Annotated in this window: 17 protein-coding genes and 2 pseudogenes; 12 read left to right on the plus strand and 7 right to left on the minus strand. The window is 69.3% G+C overall.

Annotated features, from left to right (window positions below):
• Positions 1 to 630: AMP-binding protein (locus tag ACZ4D5_RS39255; protein ID WP_467777284.1), on the minus strand; the 630-nt coding region annotated here is incomplete at its 3' end.
• A 485-nt stretch (positions 631 to 1,115) separates the two neighbouring features.
• Between ACZ4D5_RS39255 and ACZ4D5_RS39260 the strand changes: the two genes are divergently transcribed.
• The 3 genes and pseudogenes from ACZ4D5_RS39260 (at position 1,116) to ACZ4D5_RS39270 (ending at position 1,944) form a co-directional block, all read left to right on the plus strand.
• Positions 1,116 to 1,352: an acyl carrier protein gene (locus ACZ4D5_RS39260; protein ID WP_467777285.1), complete on the plus strand. Its 237-nt coding sequence runs from the start codon at positions 1,116 to 1,118 to the stop codon at positions 1,350 to 1,352.
• A 26-nt stretch (positions 1,353 to 1,378) separates the two neighbouring features.
• Positions 1,379 to 1,669 (plus strand): annotated as a pseudogene (locus ACZ4D5_RS39265) (beta-ketoacyl synthase N-terminal-like domain-containing protein); the annotation flags it as partial.
• 23 nt (positions 1,670 to 1,692) lie between these two features.
• Positions 1,693 to 1,944 carry a hypothetical protein gene (locus tag ACZ4D5_RS39270; RefSeq protein WP_467777286.1) on the plus strand — a complete coding sequence of 84 codons (252 nt, stop codon included), beginning with the start codon at positions 1,693 to 1,695 and terminating at the stop codon, positions 1,942 to 1,944.
• A 430-nt stretch (positions 1,945 to 2,374) separates the two neighbouring features.
• On the opposite strand, the gene ACZ4D5_RS39275 is transcribed toward ACZ4D5_RS39270, so the two are convergent.
• From ACZ4D5_RS39275 to ACZ4D5_RS39295, 5 genes are all read right to left on the minus strand, one after another.
• Entirely contained in the window at positions 2,375 to 3,175 is an 801-nt protein-coding gene (locus ACZ4D5_RS39275; RefSeq protein WP_467777404.1) for an IclR family transcriptional regulator, read from the minus strand.
• Positions 3,176 to 3,959: 784 nt separating this feature from the next.
• Positions 3,960 to 5,360, minus strand: a complete 1,401-nt coding sequence (locus tag ACZ4D5_RS39280) for a DUF317 domain-containing protein (RefSeq protein WP_467777287.1) — start codon at positions 5,358 to 5,360, stop codon at positions 3,960 to 3,962.
• A gap of 52 nt (positions 5,361 to 5,412) precedes the next feature.
• Positions 5,413 to 6,531 (minus strand): DnaB-like helicase N-terminal domain-containing protein, encoded by a 1,119-nt coding sequence (locus ACZ4D5_RS39285; RefSeq protein WP_467777288.1) that lies wholly within the window; start codon positions 6,529 to 6,531, stop codon positions 5,413 to 5,415.
• Complete coding sequence (locus ACZ4D5_RS39290; RefSeq protein WP_467777289.1) at positions 6,531 to 7,769, minus strand: DNA cytosine methyltransferase; 1,239 nt, start codon at positions 7,767 to 7,769, stop codon at positions 6,531 to 6,533. The genes ACZ4D5_RS39285 and ACZ4D5_RS39290 overlap by 1 nt, the downstream gene beginning before the upstream one ends.
• Positions 7,766 to 8,629: an adenine nucleotide alpha hydrolase family protein gene (locus ACZ4D5_RS39295; RefSeq protein WP_467777290.1), complete on the minus strand. Its 864-nt coding sequence runs from the start codon at positions 8,627 to 8,629 to the stop codon at positions 7,766 to 7,768. Before ACZ4D5_RS39295 ends, ACZ4D5_RS39290 begins: the two co-directional genes overlap by 4 nt.
• Between ACZ4D5_RS39295 and ACZ4D5_RS39300 the strand changes: the two genes are divergently transcribed.
• The 4 genes from ACZ4D5_RS39300 (at position 8,628) to ACZ4D5_RS39315 (ending at position 13,723) form a co-directional block, all read left to right on the plus strand.
• On the plus strand, positions 8,628 to 9,353 hold the full coding sequence (locus ACZ4D5_RS39300) for a hypothetical protein (RefSeq protein WP_467777291.1): 726 nt from the start codon (positions 8,628 to 8,630) through the stop codon (positions 9,351 to 9,353). The genes ACZ4D5_RS39295 and ACZ4D5_RS39300 overlap by 2 nt on opposite strands.
• 24 nt (positions 9,354 to 9,377) lie before the next feature.
• Positions 9,378 to 9,941, plus strand: coding sequence for a GNAT family N-acetyltransferase (locus ACZ4D5_RS39305; RefSeq protein ID WP_467777292.1), 564 nt, complete (start codon positions 9,378 to 9,380; stop codon positions 9,939 to 9,941).
• Positions 9,942 to 10,792: 851 nt separating this feature from the next.
• A complete protein-coding gene (locus ACZ4D5_RS39310) occupies positions 10,793 to 11,056 on the plus strand; it encodes a winged helix-turn-helix transcriptional regulator (protein ID WP_467777293.1) in 264 nt (87 codons plus the stop codon).
• Positions 11,057 to 11,722: 666 nt separating this feature from the next.
• The gene (locus tag ACZ4D5_RS39315; protein ID WP_467777294.1) at positions 11,723 to 13,723 is read left to right on the plus strand and encodes a recombinase family protein; all 2,001 of its coding nucleotides are present in this window, start codon (positions 11,723 to 11,725) and stop codon (positions 13,721 to 13,723) included.
• Here the strand turns inward: ACZ4D5_RS39315 and ACZ4D5_RS39320 are convergent.
• Positions 13,707 to 14,126, minus strand: a pseudogene (locus ACZ4D5_RS39320) (DEAD/DEAH box helicase); the annotation flags it as partial. The gene ACZ4D5_RS39315 and the pseudogene ACZ4D5_RS39320 overlap by 17 nt on opposite strands.
• 133 nt (positions 14,127 to 14,259) lie before the next feature.
• Between ACZ4D5_RS39320 and ACZ4D5_RS39325 the strand changes: the two are divergent.
• The 5 genes from ACZ4D5_RS39325 to ACZ4D5_RS39345 all read left to right on the plus strand — a co-directional run bounded on the left by ACZ4D5_RS39325 (position 14,260) and on the right by ACZ4D5_RS39345 (position 22,103).
• Entirely contained in the window at positions 14,260 to 15,744 is a 1,485-nt protein-coding gene (locus ACZ4D5_RS39325) for a DUF4192 domain-containing protein (RefSeq protein ID WP_467777295.1), read from the plus strand.
• A 366-nt stretch (positions 15,745 to 16,110) separates the two neighbouring features.
• Positions 16,111 to 18,027 carry a glycogen debranching N-terminal domain-containing protein gene (locus ACZ4D5_RS39330; protein WP_467777405.1) on the plus strand — a complete coding sequence of 639 codons (1,917 nt, stop codon included), beginning with the start codon at positions 16,111 to 16,113 and terminating at the stop codon, positions 18,025 to 18,027.
• A gap of 119 nt (positions 18,028 to 18,146) precedes the next feature.
• Positions 18,147 to 18,908, plus strand: a complete 762-nt coding sequence (locus ACZ4D5_RS39335) for an NUDIX hydrolase (protein ID WP_362340152.1) — start codon at positions 18,147 to 18,149, stop codon at positions 18,906 to 18,908.
• Between the two features lie 189 nt (positions 18,909 to 19,097).
• On the plus strand, positions 19,098 to 21,053 hold the full coding sequence (locus tag ACZ4D5_RS39340) for an ABC transporter ATP-binding protein (protein WP_467777296.1): 1,956 nt from the start codon (positions 19,098 to 19,100) through the stop codon (positions 21,051 to 21,053).
• Positions 21,054 to 21,215: 162 nt separating this feature from the next.
• Complete coding sequence (locus ACZ4D5_RS39345) at positions 21,216 to 22,103, plus strand: FadR/GntR family transcriptional regulator (RefSeq protein WP_467777297.1); 888 nt, start codon at positions 21,216 to 21,218, stop codon at positions 22,101 to 22,103.
• The last annotated feature ends 296 nt before the right edge of the window (positions 22,104 to 22,399 follow it).

Below are 22,399 nucleotides of genomic sequence, written 5' to 3' on the forward strand. Positions count from 1 at the left end.
GCTGAGCACCATGACGGTGGCCGCGTCGACCTGAATCCGGTGGGCGAGCGCATCGGGTGAGAGCAGAGTGGGCCGGTCCAGCACCACCAGGCAGGTGCCGTTCAGCAAGGCGCCGAAGATCTCGAAGCAAGAGACATCGAAGGACATGCTGGTGGTGGCCAGCCAGGTGTCCTTCTCGCCTACGTCAAGCCCTTCGGCTTCGACCACCAGCCGTGCCGGTGCGCGGTGCGGAACGCTGACTGCCTTGGGGCGGCCTGTGGTGCCGGAGGTGAACATGATGTAAGCGGTGGCAGCTGCCGAAAGCCCGTCTAGGGTGGGAGGCCGCTCCCGCTCGCGCTCCACAGCATGGGGGATCGGAAGGCGGCAATCGACCGGCATTTCGGGGGCAGCGGGGTCGGCCACGACAGTCCGCACGCCCACCTGCCGGCACATGTTGGCTAGCCGGCCCACTGGGTAGCTGGGATCGAGCGGGACATAGACACCGCCCGCCTTCAGCACGCCGAGCAAGGCTGCGACAGCGCCCGCCGACAGATGGGCGGCGACGCCGACATGGTCTCCGGTGGTCACTCCGGTCTTCGTCAACTGCCATGCCACCGCGTTGGCTTGGCGGTCCAGTTGGCGGTACGTCACCGTCGTGCCCCCGTCCTTGACAGCCGGAGCATTCGGGGTCCTCCGCACCTGTGCCTCGAAAAGGTGGTGCAATGGCATGTCCCGGGGGTATGAAGTGCGTGTTGCATTCCACTCTTTGATTCGTGCAGCTTCCCTCGGTTCGGCATCCAAGAACACTGATGCTACTCCTCTCCTTGGTCTGGATTCCGACCGTACGGCGCTCAATCGGGACTAGGTAAGGGCTGGTTCCATGACATGGAACGGCGACGTACCGCCCCCCGGCGGAGGGCTGTTCCGTGGGATGGAACCCGTCCTGGACCGATCGGCGAATCAGCTCTTACGCTGCAGAGCATCTCGACTCACGAGGTCGAGGAATCCGGCCGGATTCTTTCACTGATTTCTGATGAGCACGGGGGTAGTCCGCTATTGACGCGGAGACTGACTTTGCAGAGCTCATAAAGCTCCAAGAGGTCAGGAATTCGACAGCATCAGGGAGTGTGCTGCACATGATTTACAAGGTGGTCGCCGATCTATTGGTCTCGGCCTTCGAAGTCGCACCTGAGAGCCTCAGGGAGGACGCCAGCCTGGAGCAACTCGGCCTGGACTCCCTGGCGCAAGTGGAACTGGCCGAGCGGCTCGCGGAAGCGTTCGGCATCGACATTCCGGAAGAGGCGGTGACCGCCAGGACGACGCCGAGCGGACTCGCACAAGCCATCGGGCGCCAGCGGGAGACGGCACCGTGACCGCACCATCGGTGATGGTGACCGGTATGGGCCTGGTCAGCGCGGCCGGGCTGGGGGTGGATGAGAACTGGAAGCGGGTCGTCGCGGGCGAACCCACGGCTGCTCGCGATCCCGCACTCGGCGGTTGCCCGGTGGACTTCACCTGCCGTGTCCCGGACTTCGATCCCGCCGCGCACTTGGGCCGCCGACAAGCCGACCTACTGGACCGCTACGCACAACTGGCACTGGTGGCCGCGGAAGAAGCACTCTCCTCCGCCCGGTTACGAGCCGGGGACGCCGACCCGACCCGGTTCGGTGTCGTCCTGGGTAGCGTGGCATCGGCGAGATCTTCGGCGACGGAGTGGCCGTCAGCTCCACCAAGGGCGTCACCGGCCACCCGTTCGGCGCCGCCGGCGCGCTCGAGGCCGCCTACGCCGTACTCGCACTGCGCGAGGCGACCATCCCACCCACCGCCAACCTGACCGACCCGGACCCCGACATCACAGTGGATCTGGTCGCCGGCGCCGCCCGCCGCAAACCTCTGGAGACGGTGCTGAGCAACTCGTTCGGCTTCGGCGGCTACAACGCCTCTCTGGTCATCACCGCTACCTGACGCCCGTCGGTCAGCGCCCAGACAACTCCCGCAGGAGGAGAACACCGGCATGAGTCGCCATCATGACGACCGACGTTCCCTGGGCACCTTCAATTCCTTGAGGGGCCGTCATCTCCTTGACCGTGTCGGCCCTTTCGAGCAATGGCGACGTCCGCACGCCGAGAACGGTGTCTGGGGCTACCACCAGCAGATGCTCACGTCACCCTTGGTGCCGCAGGTGCGGGTGCGCGATGAGTTCGCCTGTGAGGGCGTCGGCATCAACCTCCTGAGTCAGGACTATCTCGCCCTGAGAGCGGCGCGGACCTGAAGCGCGCGGCCGACACGGCCCGGCTGATGGAAGACCGCCTCGCCGCGTTCTGGAGGGCGGCCGCCCAGTAATCGCATCCGTTGTGCCACCGGTGGCCACTCCCAGGAGGGGGCGGCCACCGAGCTACATCTCAGCACTCAACCAGCCTGGAGTGCGCCGCAGGACCTCGTGGGCGTGGGCACCGGCATGACGCAGCAGTCGGCACGCCGCAGACAGATCGAACCGATGCGGATAAGCCCCGATACTCAGCGCCGCCACCGGCCGCTCGCTCGCTCCCAGGATCGGCACGGCGGCCGCGGTGATTCCCTGCCTGGGCGAGTGTTGGTCCAGAGAGAATCCGCGCCGCTGGATATCGGCGATTTCAGCGCTGAGAGCCGCCGGCAGAACCGCCGCCCCGGCGGCACCGTGCGGGTGCGTGCGCTGCGCGAACTCTGCTGCCAACTGCGGGCAATGCGCCAGGAGAGCCTTGCCCGCAGCACTGGCGAACAGAAATGATTCTTCTTCGACACGCTGGACCACGCCACTGTATTCTTCGCCGTACAGCAAATCGACGAATTGCACCGTCCCGCTGCTGGGTACAGCGAGGCCGACCAGATAGCGTGTCCTCTCGTGCAGTCGAAGCAACAGTGGCTTGAGCTTTTGTCGGGTAATCCTGGCCCGACTCTCTTCGCGAGATGTGACCAGCTGCCACATCGCCGCACCCAACTCGTAGCGCACACCGTCTCGACGCACTATTTCCACCGCCTGCAGTTCGGCCAGCAGGCGGTGGACGGTGCTCTTGGGCAAGCCGGTCAACTGAACCACTTCAGAAAGTGAAGCGGACGCGCCAGCGGCCCGTACGGCCTTGAGGACACCCACCAGTCGGGCGGCCAGTCGATCGTCGTCATCCAGTGGCAGTCCTGCCGTAGTCGCAATTCCCTTCATCGTCGCCACAGAGGCTTCTTCCTTCTCGACGTCAGTGAACCCTTGAGCTGCAGTCTCTACTATCCATCAGCCAGTTCGCCCCATGCAGGGCGCACTCGATGCACGGTGAGGCATCTTCGATCTACGAAGTGCGCTCGGAATTGCGATCTGGCATATCCGCCACCACATAAGTCGTGCGCCTAGGTTGGTTTCCTCGCTATCAGGGAGGGATCTTGACCGACGTCAGGGCTAATGGAATCGAAAGGGGGACCGGACACCAAGAGCTTCGCCATCCTGTGGTACCAGCCACCTCTCAGGCCGAGCTCTGTGGGCGGGGCGGGCATCGAACTCGGCCTGGTCCCGGTAGGCTCTCCGTGCGCTCTACTGTTGCTCATGGGGCCTCCGGTGGTACACCGCCGTCGCCGAGCATGAGCCCGGCACTGCGACTGCACACACCCAGGGCGAACTTGCTATCCCGGCACACCTGTCGCGTCTCATTCGTTGACGCGTGGCCGCTGGAGCCGTACGCGGATACCTCTGTATCTCCTGCTCTCGGCTGAGTTGGCATGTGCGGTCCTGATCCATGTTGCTGATTTCCTTCTCCCGTGAGGGGCGGGAACAGAGGGGGCTGGACTACGAGCCGCCGATCCCTGAGCGCATGCCGGTTCTGATCGACGACGAGCTTCGCTTCGAGGGCGAGTCCGGGCCGCGGGCCACAGTGGTCGCCAATGCCTGGCTGCGTGAGCTCCCGATCAACACCCGCTGGACGGGCCCGTGGGCCCGCGGCAGTGCCCGGCCCCCCTGTTCAACGAAATCCATGGCCAGCAGAGATGCGCGGCCGGTGGCGATGCTGCCCTGCCACCGGAACCGGGGTTTGAGCGGTGCGGAGCGCCGGGCCGTCAGCTGCCGGTCGTACGAGGCGGGTGCCTTGGCCCTCGGTCATCTCGAAGGCGAGGTACTGCACCAGGGCGGCCGGGGCCCTCGGGGACAACTGCAGTGCCCAGTCCGGCTGGTGGACGGCGTGGCCACCCCAGACGGTCCAGGTGGGCAGTGGGCTGTCGGGCCTTTGGGCGGCGAAGGCATCGAACTGGACGCCACCTTCCTGGGGGCCGGGGGCCTCCCAGGTGATGTAGCGCCCGTCGATGGTGTGCTTCCAGTTCGCATCGGCGAGCGGACGGGTCGCCTCAGAGATGGCGGTCTCGGTGACGTTGGTGGAGAGTGCGTGGCCCCAGGCGTGCTCGGTGGCTACCGCGTCCAGCAGAGCGCTGACGACCGCGGTCGGGGTGGAGGCGGTGGCCGTTGCGTGCCACAGGAGGTCACTGACTGGGGTTTCGTAGGCGGCGAAGGTCCACTTGGTGTCGTGGTCTTCGGCGTCGTGGTCGAACAGGACGCGCATGGCGAGAGATTCGTGGTTGGCGATGGTGGTGCTGTCGTTCCACGTTCGGTATCTATCCCACTCGCCCTGTTCCTGGAGGAAGCTATCGAGCAGTGCTTCGTGGTCACCGGGGCCGGCCGCGTACACCGGCACCAACTCCGTCTTCGCTGGCGTCTGTTCCACGGGCGCGTCAGCGGCGTCGGCCGCTTCACCGGTCGACAAGGCGGCGAGGGCTTGGACGGCTTGCTGTTCGGTGATGGTCAGCGGCGCGGGGCCGGTGCGCACGGCATCGCCGTACAAGCGCTGGAAGTCGGTGAGGGCTTCCTGGGGCGTCTCGTAGGTGCTGCTGACGACGCGCAGGTGGTCCTCGCCGTGGAGGTGGACGCTCTCGGCGTGCTGGTAGGTACCGACAGCGACGGTGGTGTGCCCGTCGTGGGCGTGCTGGTGGATCGTGAGGAATCCGGAGCGGATGTCGTCGTGGATCTTCTGGGCGTCGGCGGATACGAGGCGGATCCCGGTGCGGTCCAGCCAGGTCATGGGGTGGTCGGCCCAGGACCACTCGGTGTCGATCTCCTTTTGCAGCGGGTCGGTGATGTCCACCTGGATGTCGGCGTTGCGCAGGAGGTTGGCGGCGAGCGCTGCGTAGTACGGCTCCTCGTGGTCGATCCGGACCAGCAGCATCGTGTCGTCGGTGACGGGATAGAAGCCTTCCGAGGCCAGGGTGGCGCGGGCGGTGTGCAGTGTGGGGCCGGTGAGGGTGGCGACGATGGCGCTGGGATGCTCGGGGTGCAGCGCGAGGCGGACGTGCGCGTCGGGTGCGGTGTCAGGCATTAGGGCTCGGTTCGCCGGTCCGGGCCGACGGGGTCGGCCCGGACCGGGGGTTCTAGCGGGGGGCTCGGACGGGAGACGGGGCGGTTCGCGGCGGCGGACCGGCCCGGGGAGCGGCCGGGGTGCGGCCCGGGCGGGCGGTGCGCGGAGCGGAGGGGCCGGTGGCCTGGTGCCAGCGGGACCGGACGGCGGTCAGTTCGGCGAGTGCCCTGCGGCTGCCAGTGATCAGCTGGTGGGGGCTGTTGGCCGGGTCGTCAGTGAAGGCGGTGATGCGGGCGGCGACACTCTGGGCGCGCGCGAGCAGGGCCCGCTCAAGGACCTTCTCGCCCCAGTGTTCGGGGGAGCCGACCGGCGTGGAGAGCAGGGACAGCAGGTCGGCCGGGGCGACGTCGTGTGCGAGCAGGCCGCGGTGCTGGGCCTCCCACAGCACGGTGACCGGGTCGACAGCCTCGCCGCGGTGCGTGAGGGCGGTCAGGCACTGCCACAGTGCTGCATGCAGGGGGAGCGTGAAGTCCTCGGAGGCCAGCCAGCGCATCTGGCTGATCTCGGTGGGGTATGCGGTCGCGGTGGCGAGCAGGAGGCGTTCCTCGTCAAGGACGTCCTCGCTGATGTCCCGTGCGGGCGTGGGCGGCAGCGGGGTGCGCGGCAAGGAGCCGGGGTGCGGGGCGAACCGGCCGGAGAGGTCCTCCAGGAACCGGGCGAATGCGTCGGCCTGCTGGAGGGTGGCCTTTGCACGGTGGAGCAGCGCGGTGTCCACCGCGGTCTGGGCCAGGCGCCCGGCGTGGAGGCGCAGGCTGCGCCGGGCGTGGTCGGCGCGGATCATCCACGCGTACGTGGCCGAGTGGCTCGGCCAGGGGCAGACCTGGATGAGGGTGTGCAGATAGGAGGCGGTTAGCCCGGGTGCCTCGGAGCGGGCCGCGTCCAACACGGTGTTCAGCCAGGCCGTGCTTGCGCGGTGCTGCTCGGTTGCGGGTGCCGGCACCGTGCGCATGGCGTGGAACAGTCGGCCGTGGGCGTGGTTGGAGAAGTGCCACGGCTCCAGCGGGCCGATCTCGCCGAGGCGGTGGGGGGCCAGCAGGAGCGCACCGAGGAGGGCCTGTTCGGCGTAGTGCACGGGCGGCGGTTGTGGGAGGCCGGCCATGTCGTCGGGCTCGTCGGGGGTGGGGTAGGGCATCAGGCGGCCAGGGTGAAGTCGTCGGCGGTGAGGGTCTTTCCGAGGTGCCGGGCGAGCAGGTGGGCTGCGAAGCGAGGTGGGACTGCGTTGCCGACCTGGCTGAAGATCTGGCCCTTGTTGCCCTGCCAGGGGTAGTCGGCGGGGAAGGTCTGCAGGATGCCGGCTTCGGCGGCGGTGATCCGGATCGGGTCCGGGGCCGGGAGGGCGCCCAGCGGCGCGGGGGCGACCGGCTCGGCCTGCCACACGCACTCGTTGGCCCGGTGACCGAAGAACAGGGTCCCGGCCGGCTCATCGATCGTGCGGACGGTGGCGTTGGTCTGGTTGTTGCTGCGCAGGGTCCAGCGCCACACCGTGGGCGTCGCCTGTGCGACGGGGCGTTCGGCGTGGAGAGCCTTCTCCGCCCGGCCGTCCGCGGCAGCGACAGCCGAGTTGGCGGGCGGGTGTGGCTTCCAGGTGCCGCGGTCGCGGGCGTCGCTGAGGGTCTTGCGGGAGCCGGACGGGAAGGGCTCGGGGCCGCCGCCGGGCCCGCCGCCGGCACAGACGGTCGGTACGGGGCGGTCGGTGGCGCCCCAGCCGAGGGCCTCGGCCATGGACACCCACCGTGCGCGGCCCGGCCCGAACAGGCTCTCCGGTTCGGCGAGTTGGGCGTGGGTGGGCAGGGGCGGCTTGGCGGTGCGGGTGCGCGAGGCGAGCAGGATGGCCCGCCGCCTGGTCTGCGGCACGCCGTAGTCGGCCGCGTTCAAGATTCCGGCCCAGGTCGAGAAGCCCCAGGCCCGCAGGATCGCGGCGTACTGGCGCCACAGTGGCAGGACGTCGGGGACCTCTTCCATCGCGACCCACTCCGGCTGGCCATGCTGGTGCAGGGCGTGCAGGTAGCGCATGGGTTCGGCGGCCAGCAGGGAGCGCTCGTCACGGCAGGCCGCGAGCAGCTGTTCGCGGGTGTCCAGGCCCCGGGCGAGGTCGGCGACGGCCTGGTGGACCAGAGGCTGGTCAACGAGCCCCAGGCGCTTGCCGGCCTTCGACCATGCCTGGCACGGCGGACTTGCGATCAGCCCGGTGATCCGGCCGACAAATGGCCACAGGGGATAGGCGGCGACATCGGCACGGATGGTCAACTGCCCCGCCGCCGCGCGGGTCTTGCACGCCCACTGATCCCATTCCAGCCCCACATCCCGTACCCCGAGGACGGTCAGGGCCTGGCTCCATCCTCCTGGACCGGCAAACAGGTCGAGTATCAAACGGCGAGCCCGAAGTCGTCCTGGGCCGGCTCGACTTCGCCGCGGCAGGCCCACGGGGAGCAGCCGTCGATGACGCCGTCCTCCAGTTCCTGGGCGTCTGCTTCGCCATCGCCGAACTCCTGCTGCAGGGCGGCCCATTCGGCGGCGGTGACATGGTCGATCGGCGCCTGATCGAGCGGCACCCGCGAGCGGTGGAGGAACGCCTGGCCCAGCAGCCGGTTGCCGGTGGCGTTGGCACGCGCATTGCCCTGCCGGATGGCCGCATCGAAGGCGACCACATCGGCCCACTCCTGCGGTGAGGAGTCCCGGATGGATCTCCACTGCGCGTTCCCGTGGAACGGGCGTCCCAGACAGGATGATTTGGGCGTGTCCGCCAGCCCGAGTGACGTCAAATACCTGACGCAGTCGGCACGGGACCAGCCCATATCGATGAGGGGATGCCGATTGCGCATGTATTTGACGTCGGAGTCCTTGGCGCGGTGGAATTCGTCGGTCGAAATGCCGACCCACTGCTCCACGAAGAGGCCCTTCGGGATGCGTGCCGGATAGGGGTATCCGAGGAGTTCACGCACCTTCTTCTTGATCGGCTTGATCTTGTATTCGCCGGTGCACTGGCGCCTGGTCATGCCGGGCTTGCCGTCCTTGTTCAGGATGTACAGCGGCATGGAGGCGAATCGGTGGTGGGGGTCAAGCGCGTCCTCGCGGATGTTCCCGGAGGAGACCCGCAGGATAGGGATTCCTGCTGGTTGGGCTATCTCGCGCTCCAGCCGGTCGAGATGCCGGTAAACGGCCTGAGGTTCCCATCCGGTATCAGCGAATATCGCGTAATCGACCTTGGGTAGGGCCCCCTTGGCGGACATGGGCGATTCCAAGGTCGCCATGGCACAGGCCCGAGCCGCTGGATTCTGCGCCAGCCAATCCGAACACAAAGGGCTCATCGCCTTGGTCGACGGGCTCAAGTCCCTTATCGCTTACTGGGCCAACCGCCCCGAAGACGCGCTCCACTATGCACGGCACGGAGCCGCCGAGAGTATCAACGTCCGTGGCACGGTGAGCGTTTGGCTTCCCAGCCTTGAGGCGCGCGCCGCGGCCCTGCTCGGAGACGAAGAAGCCGCTCGCCTCGCCAACCAAAGGGCCGAGGGCCTGCGTGAGCAGGTCGTCCCTGACGACCTGGACGCACTCGGCGGCCTGCTGACCTACCCGGAGATCAAGCAGCTCTACTACACGGTCGAGTCGCAGGTGCTCCTCGGTCATGGGAACGCGCGGATCACCGAGCAAGCCGAGGAAGCAGTGCGCGCGTTCAGCAACACCAACGATCCCGCCTGGGCATTTGGCGACCAAGCAGGGGCACAGTGCAACCTCGCGCTCGTCCGCCTCTACTCCGGCGACCTGGACGGCGCCGCCGCTGCTGTCCGCCCCGTGCTCGACCTCGCACCCGGCCTTCGCAACAACGGCATCGTCGTCTCGGCCGAGCGTGTTCGTGCCGCTCTCGTCCGTGGCCCCGTGCGCGATGCGCTCGTGGCCCGCGACCTCCGAACGGAGATCGAGATGTACCAACCTCCCAGGCCGGCCCTGCCCCGCTAGCCGCTGCGGGTAGAGTCCGGCGGCATGTACCCGGTCAGCCGTCGCAGCCAGCGCCTAGAGCTCCGCGAGCTCGCCGCCGACGATGTCAACGCCGTCTTCGCGATCTACGGAAGCCCCCGGGCAACGGAGCACCTCAGCTTCGAACCACGCTCCCACGCCGACGTGGAGCAGATCGTCGCGCGATCGATCGCCTCGGCCACCGCCACCCCGCGAACCGAGTACGCCGTTGCGGTCGCCATGCGGGACAACGACGAACTGATCGGGTTCGGCCGACTGGCCATGGACCCTCACCAACAACGCGCAGCCACCTTCGGCTTTGCCCTTCGCCCCGATACCTGGGGCGTGGGCTACGGCATTGAGACCGTTGACCTGCTGCTTGGCCTCAGCTTCGAGGAACTGAATCTCCACCGTGTCTGGGGTGCTCGCGCGCCGGGCAACGAGGCATCGGCCCGAACGATGCTCAAGGCAGGCATGGTCGAAGAGGGGCGCATTCGAGAGCACATCCAAAAGGGAGGCAAGTGGCGCGACTCCATCGTCCACGCGATCCTCGAACGCGAGTGGAAGAGCCGCCCCCTCTCCGCCGAGTAGGCCGAGTCCAGCCCCGTGGCGTTCCGAGCGGGCTGCCTTCACCCAGCCGCCCGGCCCGCAGCCGGTCGGCGACGCCGTACACCGCCAGCCACAGCCGCCCGAACTCGACTGTGGTGGACCGTCTGCCGGGGCCATCCGCCAAGGGGGTCTGGCCGACGTGGTGCGAGCCCGCGGTCTTCCTCGCCGGTTGCTGGTCCCGGCCGAGCTCAGGGTGAAGCAGAAACTGCCGGCGCCGTTCCAGGTGCGTCAGAGCCTCTGTGGGCGCGGCGCGCCCCTGGTTCGTTCCGGAACTGGTCACAGCTGAAAGATTCAAGGGGCGTTCGCGCATGGCTCCACGCATGCCGTTCTCCGTGAGGTAGTTGACGTTCTCGATACGGTCCTGATCCGCGTCTGCGGCGAAGTCGACCTGGTCACCGTCCCGCAGCTAGTGCTGGAACTCGCCTTGCGCGAGGAGGTTGCGCAGAGGCTCCGTGGCGGCGGTGCTGCCGCACTGCTTCCACCTGGGTAGCTCCAGGAGGGCCTCGCCCAGTGGCAGCCGGCAGGGCATTCGCCCACGGCAGACGGGAAGGACCCCCGAAGGACTGGAATCCCCTCCGAGACCATGTCAACGTACAACGTCCCGGAAAACACCAGGTCAGCGACCAGATGCGGGCTTGTAGTGGTGGACGTACCGCCCATCCACACAAGATCCTGCAGCTCGTGCCGCTCGGTCTCCCGATCGAGCAACCGACCCCAAGGATGTCCACCTGTCGAACCCCGCTTTCCGATCTGCCCGCTACACCGCGCCGATCCTCCTGGCGCTCGGCGTCATGAACGCGTGGACAGCCCAACAAGCCGAGGACTACGGATCTATGTCTACGGCGCTGTGCCTGTGCGCCTGCGCGGCCGGGCTCTTTGGCGAAGATCTGCTGCAACGCGGTTACCGCCGTGACCGCGCGGTCCTCGCGCACGTGGCGGCGCACCCCGGGGCCGCGACCCGTCACGTAGCCCGAGCCGTCGGAGCGCCCGAGCGCGTCGTCTCCCGAAACCTCGATCGCCTCACCGAAGACGGGCTGCTGGTGCTCGTCACCGACGGCGCGACGCCGGCACTGCGGTCCTACCGACTGGCTTCCTGACCGGCACCGGGTAGGGAAGTGATAGTCCTGCCTTTGTGTGCTGGGCGATACGTAGCAGACGATCCCCGGTTAGCGAAACCGGGGCTCGTGCGGACCATTGATGCCGTTCGCACCCGGCTGTGCTTGGTGGTGGAGCCGTGGCGGACGCAGTCGACCGTGCCGCAACGAAACAAGGAGGCAATGCGCGGCTCCCGGCGACTGCTGCTCTGAAATGCAGCGCTGGTTCGCCGAAAGATGGCGATGCCTCGCCGAGACAGCGGGGCTTGCGTTGCTGACTCCGCCCTGTCGCCCACGCATTCGCAAGGACCAGCCATCTCATGTACCGATCCGCAATATCCCTTGCCCCCATTGCCTTTGAGGTGGGGGGTGCCTCTCCTGGCCTGCTTGCTGACTCCGTACCCTCCCGGCGTTGCGAGGTGGCGTCTTGGCTGTAGCGAAGCGGTCGGGAACGTCCTATTGCGAAGCACCTCAAGGGGAAGGTGCAGAGTGCTCAGATCTGCCCGAGCCTCTGCTCAGGCGTCAACTTCCCCCAGGTGCCTATCGTCGCGTACTGGAGATTCTCTTCGAACCTCACTCTGACGATCAAGCGGCTTAATATGGCCACTACATGGATGGCCCCGGCGGTGTCCTAACACCCCGGGGCCTGGCCAGTCTTGGAGGACTGACATGTCGCAGAGTCTCATAAGCGCCATCGCGACCGCACGTCGGGCAACCACGGCCACTCTGCGGGCTGTTGACTACCTGCGTGTCAGTACGGAGGAGCAGGTCAAGGGCTACGGCATCACCTATACCGGCAAACGCACCAAGAAACACATCGCCAACAAAGGGTGGGAGCACGTCGGTACGTACGCCGACGAAGGGTTCAGCGGAAGTCTTGAGGCTCACCAGCGACCCGACCTAAAGCGTCTCATGGAGGACGCTCGGCAAAGGCCCCGCCCCTTCGATGTCGTCACAGTTGCTGAGGAGCGCGCCATCGGCCGAGCTGGGCGCGCCTTTTGGCCGTGGGTCTGGGAGCTCGAAGACCTTGGCGTCTTCGTCGCCATCGTCAAGGGCGACTACGACAACACAACAGGCGAAGGTCGCTCGCGGATGCGCAAGGCTGCCGACCGTGCTGAGGACGAACGCGAGACGATACGTGATCGGACTCAGGGTGGCCTGCAGGAAAAGGCCGAGGACGGCGGCTATATCGGTGGCAAGGTCCCCTTCGGCTATCGCGTGATCAACAAGGGGGTCAAGGGAGAGTCACGCCTCGTCATCGATGACTGTGCGGACTGCCACTCGGGCTGCGCCGTCAAGCACGAGGCGGATTTCCTCCGTGCTGGGCGGAGGTATTTCGTCGAATTGCGCGACTGGGATATGGTAGCAGTAAAATGTAACGCTGACGGCTATCGGAGACGGAATGGCGAACCGTGGGGTTATCACTCCGCCCGTCAACAGATTCTGAGCCCCATCGTCCTTGAAGCCCGCCAGGTCTTCCGTGGCTCACTCAACGTGCAGCGGGATGCCGACGGTAACCCCATCTACGGAGATGCCGTCGTCATTAAGCTCGACCCAATCTTTACGCCAGAAGAAGTCGCCGAATTGATGCAGGCCAACGAGAAGCCGCCTCGCAAGCCGTCGACTTCGCGTACATATACCCTCAGCGGCCGAATCGTAAGCCCCTGTGGAAAACGCTACATCGGAGGAGGGAAGGGGGGCCGGGAGAAACAGTACCGCTGTCAAGGGCGCACCGCTCTATACGCCGGTGCCCCAACTTGTGAATGCGCCTACCTGCGTGCCGAGCCCATTGAGGACGAGACGTGGGAGAAGGTCGAGCGCCTTATTGGAGATCTCGACGAGCTAAAGGCGATGGCTGATGACTGGATAGGAATTCGTTCGGGGGGGCGCATAAACTTTTCCGAGAGGATTGCGGAACTGGACAAGCGGATCGCCAGCCAGAAGAAGGTCGTCAATATCGCCATTAGTGTGACTGCTAAGCAAGTCGTGGCGGAGGATGCAGAGCTCTCGGAGGAGGAAATTGAAAGGCGCGTTGCTGAAGTGGTCACCCCACTTCAGCAAGAGCTGCTCAAACTCCAGAAGGATCGCTCTGATGTTGCCTCGTGGCAACGGGAGGCAGACGCTGCCGAAGAGCGTGTAACTCAGCTCATTAAACTCGCCGAGATGGCGAACCGGAGGCTCCATAAGATGCCCCTGGGAAAGCAGCAAGAGTTCATGGACCTCATTGAAGCGGAAGTGACGGTTATTGGAGACGCTCCGCAAGGTCGAATAGGGCAACCCTGCGCTCTCGCTGCTTGGTTCTCCGAGCGGGGGCTTGAAGTTCCCCTTCTCACAGACGAGGGATGGGAGAGGGTTGCCCCGCTCGTCGACTGGAAAGCGCGCAGCCTTGCTCCTCGCACGGTGCTGGCTGGTGTCCTCTACAAGGTGCGGACCGACACGCCGTGGAAGAGTGTGCCTTCGGTCTTCGGCGGTCCGGCGACGCTTCAGACCTACTGGACTCGGTGGAGGAAGTCAGGCTTCTGGGAGAAGGCGATGAGGGCCTTGGTCGATCAGAGCAGCACTCCCCTCCCGGCTCCGCCGCCGCCAAAGATCAGGCTGCGATGCCTAATCGAGCCTCAGGCGCTGCTGGAGTCTGAAAGCCTCTCAGGAACTTCAGCCCGTCCGGGCTGACCAGCAGCACGTCCACGTCACCCGCGGCCACCTCGGCCTGGACCGTCTCCCACTCCTCGGTGTTGGAGGAGTTGATCGTGCGGGCGCGGATGCCGGCCCGCGCGGCCGACTCGACCTGGTTGCGCATGAGCGCGAGCAGCGGGGAGACGATCACGGTCGGTCCGCTGCCCCGCTCGCGCAGGAGCGCGGTCGCGACGAAGTACACGGCGGACTTGCCCCAGCCGGTTCTCTGCACGACGAGGGCCCGGCGCTTGTCGGCGACCAGCGCCTCGATCGCACGCCACTGGTCCTCGCGGAGCCGGACGCCGCCCGACGAGGGCGTCTCGCCGGACGCGGGGGAGGGGCCGCCGACGAGGCGGGCGAGTACGGCATCGGCCGCCGTGCGCAGGTCTTCGTTGCTCATGCCCCCATGCAACCCGATGGGTCGGACATTAGGCGAACGAGTCCGCGAGGCTGTGGACAACTCTTGGCGTGCCCCTGATCAGGGTTATCCACAGGGGCAACCGGAACCGTGCGATCCGCGGCAGAGTCGGCGCATGACGAATCACAGCGAAGCAGCAGGCCCGATCGACCCCGACGACCCGACCCGCGCCGATGGCGCCGCCTGCCCCGGCACCTCAGCCGGAGCGGGCGGCCGGGGCGGCGCGAGCGGCAGGGACGGCGCGGCCCGCGGGCCCGGTTCCGGTATGCCGACCGACGAGCCCGTGGTCACTCTGCGCACCCCGGCCGAACTGGCGGACGCCTTGCCGTACTTGCTCGGATTCAAGCCCGAGGAGAGCGTCGTGCTCATCGCCATGCACGGCGAGCGAGGCCGATTCGGCGGCCGGGTGCGCCTCGGCATCCCCGACCGCGCCGAGGACTGGCCGTGCGTCGCGGAACAGCTGGCCCAGTGTCTGGTGGGCGGTTGCGAGAGGCGGGGAGCCCGGCCCGAGGGCGTCGTCGCCTTCCTCTGCCAGGAGCCCGTCGGCGCGGAGTCCGGACGGCAGGTCGTGGAGCGCCTGCGGCCGCTGGCGCAGGTGCTGCGCACGGCATGCGGCCGTCTCGACGTCCCGGTGTTCGAAGTCGTGTGCATCTCGGACGGGCGCTTTTGGACCTACTGCTGTCCGGACACCCGATGCTGCCCACCGGAAGGCATCCCCCTGCTCAGGCCGGGCACCTCGGTCCTGGCGGCGGCCGCGACCTACATGGGCGTCCACGCGGGCGCCACACAGAGCGAGATCAGGGCGCGACTCACGCCGTGGGAGACCGCCGCGGCGACGGAGCAGGAGCGGGCGCTCGACGCGGCAGGTCTCGCGCTCGTGCCCAGAATGCTGGACGACGAAGGCCGGGGCGTCGCCGCGGAGACGCTCGACCTGGCCCGTCGGCTCATGGCGCGCCTCGAAGCCGCACCTCCCGTCTCCGGCACCCTCGAGGCGGACAACAGGGACGACGAACTGATCGCGCACGACGAGGCGGCCGCACTGATCCTCGGCCTCCAGGTCCGGACGACGCGTGACCGCGCGGCGGAGTGGATGGAGGGCGCCGACGCCCCTGCCGCGCTGCGCCTCTGGAGGGCCCTGGCCCGCCGCTGCGTCGGCGCCTACACCGAACACGCGGCGGCGCCCCTGTCCCTCGCCGGCTGGGTCGCCTGGTCTCTCGGCGACATCACGGAAGGCCAGGAAGCCCTGGACATGGCGCTCCACGCCGACCCCGGCTACACCTTCGCCCGCCTCCTGAACCACGCGTGCAACGAAGGCGTGGACCCGGAGTCGATTCGCCACTGCCTGCGCACCAGGCGCGACGAACACCACGATTCCGACGAGCAGTTGAGGGTGGCCCCGGGAGAGGTTCCGGAAGGTACTGCCCGGCGGCTGCGTCGCCGCCTGTCGCGCTCGGCGGGAGGAGGGTCCCGCGGTCCCGGAGGCTCTCGGACCTTGGGCAGCACGCGGTCTTCCGGCAGCGCCCACCCCTCCGGCGGTCGGGTTACGGGGCCGCGGAACCGCCCCCGCACCCTTCGGCGCGGCGCGAGGAACGGCCGATGAGCGCGTTGCTCCGGCGCTGGGCCGGACGGGCGGCACGGCTGTGGTCCGGCGTGGCGCACCCGGGGAGTCGGCTCCGCATGGTCGTCTTCCTGCCGTGGGGGCGTGACTTGGAGCCGGGCCGTTCCGTTCACCTGAGTGGCGGTACCCGCAGCCGGGTCGCGCCGTTGCACCGCCTCCGACCTTCCGTAGCGCAGACAACGCAGAAGAAGCCGCCTCATGACCCTTCCTGCTCCGTCTCCCGTCTCCGACAAAGAGGGGCCCCGGCGGACCGTGCCGGCCCCCGCGAGCCGGCCCGGTGGCCCGGTACCGGCGCCGAGTCCGGTGTCACGCCGCCCGGTGGAGCTCCCGCCCGCGCACACCGTGCTGATGTGCGTCGCGCTGCCCGCCCTCGCGATCTCCACGGACCAGGGGCAGTTGACCGGCCGGGGCCTGGAGGGCTTCTACCGCGCGGGGCGCCGGATCCTGTCCCGCTGCCAGGTGCGGGTGGCGGGGCGCGAGCCGGTCGCCGTGCAGGCCCGCATGCTGTCCGCGGACAGCGCCCGGTTCGTGGCGACGCTCCGGTTGTCCACGGACGGCGGGCCCGACCCGGAGGTCGTCGTCGAGCGGATCCGGTACGCGGACGGTACGGAGCGGATCACCCTGCACAGCGCGGCCGGGCGCCCCCTGCGGCTGCCCGTCGAGGTCTCGCTCGGCACGGACCTGGCCGAGGTGGGCGTGGTCGCGTCCGGCAGGGCCGGGCCCGAACTGCCCGCCAGCGTGCACGACTCGGGCATGCGCTGGTCCTCCGCCACGGCGCACTGCGTGGTCACCGCCGACCCCGCACCCGAGGACGCCCTGGCCTCCGCGGGCTTGCTGCGCTGGGAGGTGGACCTGCCGCCGGGGGCCTCGCGCAGCGTGGAGCTGCGGGTGCGTCCCGAAGGCGGTGGGCCCGTCCGCGCGGCGGGGCACGGCGCGCTGCGCTCCGTCGCCCAGGCGCGGGCCGTCGGCGACGACCCCAGGGTCCAGCCGCTCCTGGACCGGTCCGTCGAGGATCTGCAGGCGCTGCTGCTCCGTGACGCCGAGCAGCCGACCGACATGTACCCGGCCGCCGGGGCCCCGTGGCGCTGCGGACTCGCGCCGGCGGAGGCGCTGGCCGCCGCCCGCATGGCCCTGCCTCTCGGCACGCGCCTCGCCGCAGGGACGTTGCGCACCCTCGCCCGCGGCCAGCTGGCGGGTCCGGGGCCGAGGTCGGGCATGATCCCGGGCCCGCTGCGGGACGCGGGGCCGCACCTGCCGCCCGGCTGCACGGGCACCGAGGCGACCCTGCTCTTCCCCGTGCTCCTTGCGGAGGCATGGCGTTGGGGGCTCTCCGCACAGGAGGTGGAGGAACTGCTGCCCGCGGCGGAGCGGTGCCTGCGGTGGCTGCGCACCGCGGTCGACGAGGGCGTGTTCCTGACGGACGCCCACCCGGGCGGACCTGCGCGCTCCGAGATCCAGGCGTATGCGCACCGGGCCGCGCTGCTCGGCGCCGATCTGCTCGACGCCCATGGCCGCTCGGGCTCCGTCGGCCTGCGGCAGTGGGCGCAGCGGATGCGGTCCGCGTTCCAGGAGGCGTTCTGGGTGGAGGACCGGGCGGGTGGCAGACCGGCCGCTGCCCTGCTGGCCGACGGCCGGCCCGTTCCGCACCTGACGGGCGGCGCGGCCCACCTGCTGGACACCGGCCTGCTCGGGGCGGGCGCGCTCGCCCCCGGCCTGCTCGACAAGGTCAGGACCGAACAGCTCGCCCGGCTGCTCGGCGGGCCCGCCATGGACTCCGGCTGGGGGCTGCGCAGCCTGGGCGCGAAGGAGGCGGCGTACAACCCGTTCGGGCACCGGGGCGGTGCGGTCCGGGTGCACGAGACGGCGGTCGCCGTCGCCGGGCTGGCCGCGGCCGGGTACGAGAAGGAGGCGAGCTCACTGCTGCGAGGCGTCCTCTCGGCGGCCGAGTCCTTCGGCCACCGGCTCCCCGAGATGTACGCGGGGGAGCAGCGCACGGAGGGCGGGGCACCCCTGCCGCACCCGGCGGCCTGCCGCCCGGCGGCCACCGCCGCTGCCGCGGGGGTGCACGTCCTCGCGGCGCTCGCCGGGATCAGGCCGGACGCACCGGCCGGCACGGTGACGCTGAGGCCGGTCCGCAGCGCTCCGCTCGGGGAGCTGGGCCTGACCGCGCTCAGCGTCGCGGGCGCCCCGTTCTCCGTGCGCGTGAGCCGCCTCGGCCTCGCCATGGTCGAGGAGGCGGCCGACGGGCTGCAGTTGGGAGTGTGATTCCGCTGGACCTGGATCGCAGGCGCGCCGTGGAGCGGCTGCGTGTGCCCGGTGAACCGGACCGGGCGGCAATGGGCGAAGGAGGTGTTTATCGTCAGGCAGACGACTATGATCGCGGCATGTCGCCCTACGACCCGTCGGCCTTCCCGCCCTTCGCTGTCACTGTCGACCTGGTCGTGCTGACCGTACGCCGCCACGCGCTCTGCGCGCTGGCCGTGCGGCGGGGTGAGCAGCCGTTCCAGGGGCGTTGGGCGCTCCCCGGAGGATTCGTACGGCCTGACGAGGACCTGTCGGCAGCGGCGGCGCGCGAACTGATCGAGGAGACGGGTCTGTGCGCCCATGACCCGGACGCTCCGGCCCAGGCCAACGGGGCGCACCTCGAACAGCTCGCCACGTACGGCGACCCCAAGCGCGATCCGCGCATGCGCGTGGTCAGCGTCGCCCACCTCGCGCTGGCTCCCGACCTGCCCGCGCCGCGGGCCGGCGGCGACGCGCACAGCGCGCGCTGGGCCCCGGTCGAGGCCCTGCTCAAGCAAGGGGGGTACGGCCGCGAGGGCGAGCAGGCGGCGCCGCTCGCCTTCGACCACGCGCAGATCCTCGCGGACGGCGTGGAACGTGCCCGCTCCAAGATCGAATACTCCTCCCTGGCCACGGCCTTCTGCCCGCCGGAGTTCACCGTCGGCGAGCTGCGACGGGTGTACGAGGCGGTCTGGGGCGTCGTCCTCGACCCGCGCAACTTCCACCGCAAGGTGACGGGCACGCCCGGCTTCCTCGTGCCCACCGGAGGGACGACCACCCGCCAGGGCGGACGCCCGGCCCAGCTCTTCCGCGCGGGTGGGGCGACCCTCCTCAACCCGCCGATGCTGCGTCCCGAGGTCTGACGCCCGCGGTCGCTGTCACCTGCCTCTCCGGCCGGTCTGTGCCGCCCGGCGGACACCAGCAGCCCACACCCTGCCCGAAAAGGCAGAAATGTCGCGTTATCTTGCTGCAGTACCCACGGGGTTCGTCCGTCCCCGATCCGGCGGACGGATCCCGGCCGCCGAGCGGTCGCACATCCTGCGAGAGAAGCGATGATCCAGGCCATCGGACTGACCAGCAATCCCCGTCAGGAGCTCCCGCCCGCCGTCGACGACGTGTCCTTCGAGGCGCGCACCGGCCGTGTCACGGCGCTGCTCGGCGCCGAGGCAGCCGGCAAGACCACGGCGCTGCGGCTGATGCTCGAACTCCAACAGGGCCGTGGAATCACGTACTTCAGAGGCCGCCCACTGCACCGCATCGCCCACCCGTCGCGTGAGGTGGGCGTCCTCCTGGGAGATGTCCCGGGACACCCCGCGCGCTCGGTCCGCGGCCATATGCGCATGCTGTGCGCGGCCGCCGGAGTGCCCGGTCGGCGCGCCGACGACGTCCTTGAGGTCGTCGGCCTCGTCAGCCTCCGTGACCAGCGTCTCGGCACCCTCTCGCGCGGCATGGACCGCCGTCTGGGCCTTGCCTGCGCGTTGCTCGCCGACCCGCACACGCTCGTCCTGGACGGACCGGCCGACGGACTCTCGGCCCGTGAGGGCGCGTGGCTGCACGGGATCCTGCGCGCCCACGCGAGCCAGGGGGGCACGGTCCTGTTCACCACCGACGATCCCAAGGAAGCCGCCCGAACCGCTGATCGCGTCGTCACCCTGGCGGCCGGACGGCTCGTCGCCGACCAGGAAGTGGCGGACTTCGCGCGGACCAGGCTCCGCCCCCGCGTCGCCGTCCGGAGCCCGCACGCCGCCCGCCTCGGCGCGTTCCTCACCAAGGAGGCGCGCGCGGGGCAGCGCTCCATCGAGGTGGTCAAGGAGGACGGCAACAGGCTCTCCGTGTACGGCAGCAACTGCGCCGACGTGGGGGAGACCGCGTACCGGCACGGCATCCTCGTGCACCAACTCGCCGATGAGATCGGCGATGCGGGGCCGTCGCGGAGGGCGAGTGCGGCAGAGGCGACGACGGAGTCGACCACCTCCGAAGCCCCCGTCCAGGCGCGTCCGGCCGAGGACCGGGCCGAAGCTCAACCTGGGGCGGACGGCGAAGCGGAAGTCCGGGCCGAGGCCGCTCCGTCCTCGCTGATTCCCCTGGTACCACTGGTACCGCTGGAGGCCGATGACACCGTTCCGCTTGAAGACGGGGCCCCGCACGAGACCTCGCGCCCCGCTGCGGCCGCTTCGGTGCCCTCCGCTGCGCAGGACTCGGCGTCCTCGCTGCCGCCCCCCATCACCGTCCGCCCCGGCCGCAGCCCTCTTCGCCCGCTGCGCTACGAGCTGCGCCGACTGCTGGGTGTCGGCACCGGCTACCTCACCCTGGCCGCCGTCCTCGCCACCTCCGCCCTGATCTGCCTCTTCCTTGCCAGGGCCGGGCACACGCCACAGCCCCGCGTCCTCGCTGCCTGGCCCCACGAACTGCCTCTGCCGCCCGCCGCTCTGGGCGCCGGGCTGCTCGGCGCCCTCGCGTTCGGGGACGAGTTCCGCCACCCCGCCCTCGCCGCGGACCGGGGCACCGTGCCTCGGCGCCTGGGACTGCTGGGCGCCAAGCTGCTCGTCGCCGCCGCCACGGCGCTGCTCCTGAGCGTCCTCGCGGTGGCCTCCGACGCCGCGCTGCTCCACCTCGTATACGGAGAAGAGCTCACGAGAGTTCCCGCCGACTGGCTTTCGCTGAGCGCGAGTTGGGTGGCCCTGGGGGTGGGATGCGCCTGGGCGGGGGTGCTGGCCGCGGGCGTCTTCCGGTCCACGACCGCGGGGCTCGCCGCGGTTCTCGCGGTGCCGATCGTCGTCGTACCCCTCGTACAGAAGGCCGTCGAGGGACCGTCTGTGCGATCCGCGGCCGGACTCCCGGCGCGGCTGAGGGACCTGGCGATGGTGCAGTGGCCGTTCGGGGCCGAGCGGTATCTGGCCGCGGGAGTGCGCATGATCGCTCAACCCGTGGGCGGTGCAATGATGTTGTCGCTGACCGCTCTGCTCTGCGCATATTTGCTCACAGCCGTGCGTAGCAGAGTCCGTTGATGACCGTCCGGCGCCTTCCGGCGCGGGGCTGTGCGCAACTCCCCGGACAACGCCCATTTCTTTCCGATAAGGCGTCAATTGCGGCGGGGTGAGCGATCACCCTTTCGTGTGCTTTTCACCAAAGACCTCAAGGGAGTTGGAGGCAACGCCGACAACTGATCCGTGAGTACCCTTGCGCACACCATGATGACCACCGCCCGCTCCACCGACTCCGGTCTCGCAGGCCCGGGCGACCTCGACCGATACCCCTACGCCGAGCCCTCCGGCGGCGAGCGCGTCGTCGCGCCCGTGTGGGACGGCGCCGACCAGGACCTGGGGCGTGTGGGCCGGCGCGCCGCCGGAAGTCGCGGCCGCGGGCTGCACGGCCAACTCGTCCAGCAGCTGGGCCAGATGATCGTCTCCGGCGACCTGGGTGCCGACCGCCCGCTGGTCCCCGAGGAGATCGGGCAGCGCTTCGAGGTCTCCCGCACCGTCGTCCGTGAGTCCCTGCGCGTGCTCGAGGCCAAGGGCCTCGTCAGCGCCCGGCCGAACGTCGGCACGCGCGTGCGCCCCGTCAGCGACTGGAACCTGCTCGACCCGGACATCATCGAGTGGCGGGCCTTCGGGCCGCAGCGCGACGACCAGCGGCGCGAACTCGGCGAGCTGCGCTGGATGATCGAGCCGCTCGCCGCCCGGCTCGCCGCGGGACACGGCCGCGAGGAGGTGCAGCAGCGCCTCGCCGACATGGTCGAGATCATGGGCCACGCGCTGGGGCAGGGTGACTCGATCACCTTCTCCCGTGCCGACGCGGAGTTCCACTCGCTGCTCATCCAGGTCGCGGGCAACCGCATGCTCGAGCACCTGTCCGGCATCGTCTCGGCCGCCCTGCAGGTCTCGGGCGGGCCGATCACCGGCTGCGACCGCCCCAGCGAGGCCTCCCTCGTCCACCACTCCCGCATCGTCGACGCCCTCGCGGCGGGCGACGGCGCCGGCGCGGAGGCCGCCATGCGGCAGCTGCTCACCGTCCACCCGGAGGTGGAGCGCGTCGTGCCTGCCCCGCGCGAGCACTGACCGCGGCCGCGCCGACGTCGTCGGTGTGCGCTCGGCCATCGCACCTCGTCACCCTGTGTCGCCGGTCGCCGCGGGCTCCTCGGGAGTCCGGCGGGGGCCGGCGACGCAGGGTGAGGGTTGCTTCGCCAGGCATCTGGGGATCATTCGTGCATGTGTATAGGTCGCTTGTGACCGTATCTGGTTGCTTTTGAGCACTTACGGGGTGTGACTCGGGCCACGTAGATTGGGCGTAACGCTCCAAGGAACAGCGCGATGACCTAAGAGGTGATAGCCGAGGAAGGAATACAGCCGTCGTT

It is taken from the genome of Streptomyces sp. NPDC025651, from assembly GCF_055558735.1.

Bases quoted from the DNA above. Each gene is read 5' to 3' on its own strand.
- ACZ4D5_RS39260 (WP_467777285.1), top strand. From the start codon at position 1,116: ATGATTTACAAGGTGGTCGCCGATCTATTGGTCTCGGCCTTCGAAGTC.
- ACZ4D5_RS39275 (WP_467777404.1), bottom strand. From the start codon at position 3,175: ATGAAGGGAATTGCGACTACGGCAGGACTGCCACTGGATGACGACGAT.
- ACZ4D5_RS39280 (WP_467777287.1), bottom strand. From the start codon at position 5,360: ATGCCTGACACCGCACCCGACGCGCACGTCCGCCTCGCGCTGCACCCC.
- ACZ4D5_RS39285 (WP_467777288.1), bottom strand. From the start codon at position 6,531: ATGCCCTACCCCACCCCCGACGAGCCCGACGACATGGCCGGCCTCCCA.
- ACZ4D5_RS39300 (WP_467777291.1), top strand. From the start codon at position 8,628: ATGGGCGATTCCAAGGTCGCCATGGCACAGGCCCGAGCCGCTGGATTC.
- ACZ4D5_RS39295 (WP_467777290.1), bottom strand. From the start codon at position 8,629: ATGTCCGCCAAGGGGGCCCTACCCAAGGTCGATTACGCGATATTCGCT.
- ACZ4D5_RS39305 (WP_467777292.1), top strand. From the start codon at position 9,378: ATGTACCCGGTCAGCCGTCGCAGCCAGCGCCTAGAGCTCCGCGAGCTC.
- ACZ4D5_RS39310 (WP_467777293.1), top strand. From the start codon at position 10,793: ATGTCTACGGCGCTGTGCCTGTGCGCCTGCGCGGCCGGGCTCTTTGGC.
- ACZ4D5_RS39315 (WP_467777294.1), top strand. From the start codon at position 11,723: ATGTCGCAGAGTCTCATAAGCGCCATCGCGACCGCACGTCGGGCAACC.
- ACZ4D5_RS39325 (WP_467777295.1), top strand. From the start codon at position 14,260: ATGACGAATCACAGCGAAGCAGCAGGCCCGATCGACCCCGACGACCCG.
- ACZ4D5_RS39330 (WP_467777405.1), top strand. From the start codon at position 16,111: ATGTGCGTCGCGCTGCCCGCCCTCGCGATCTCCACGGACCAGGGGCAG.
- ACZ4D5_RS39335 (WP_362340152.1), top strand. From the start codon at position 18,147: ATGTCGCCCTACGACCCGTCGGCCTTCCCGCCCTTCGCTGTCACTGTC.
- ACZ4D5_RS39340 (WP_467777296.1), top strand. From the start codon at position 19,098: ATGATCCAGGCCATCGGACTGACCAGCAATCCCCGTCAGGAGCTCCCG.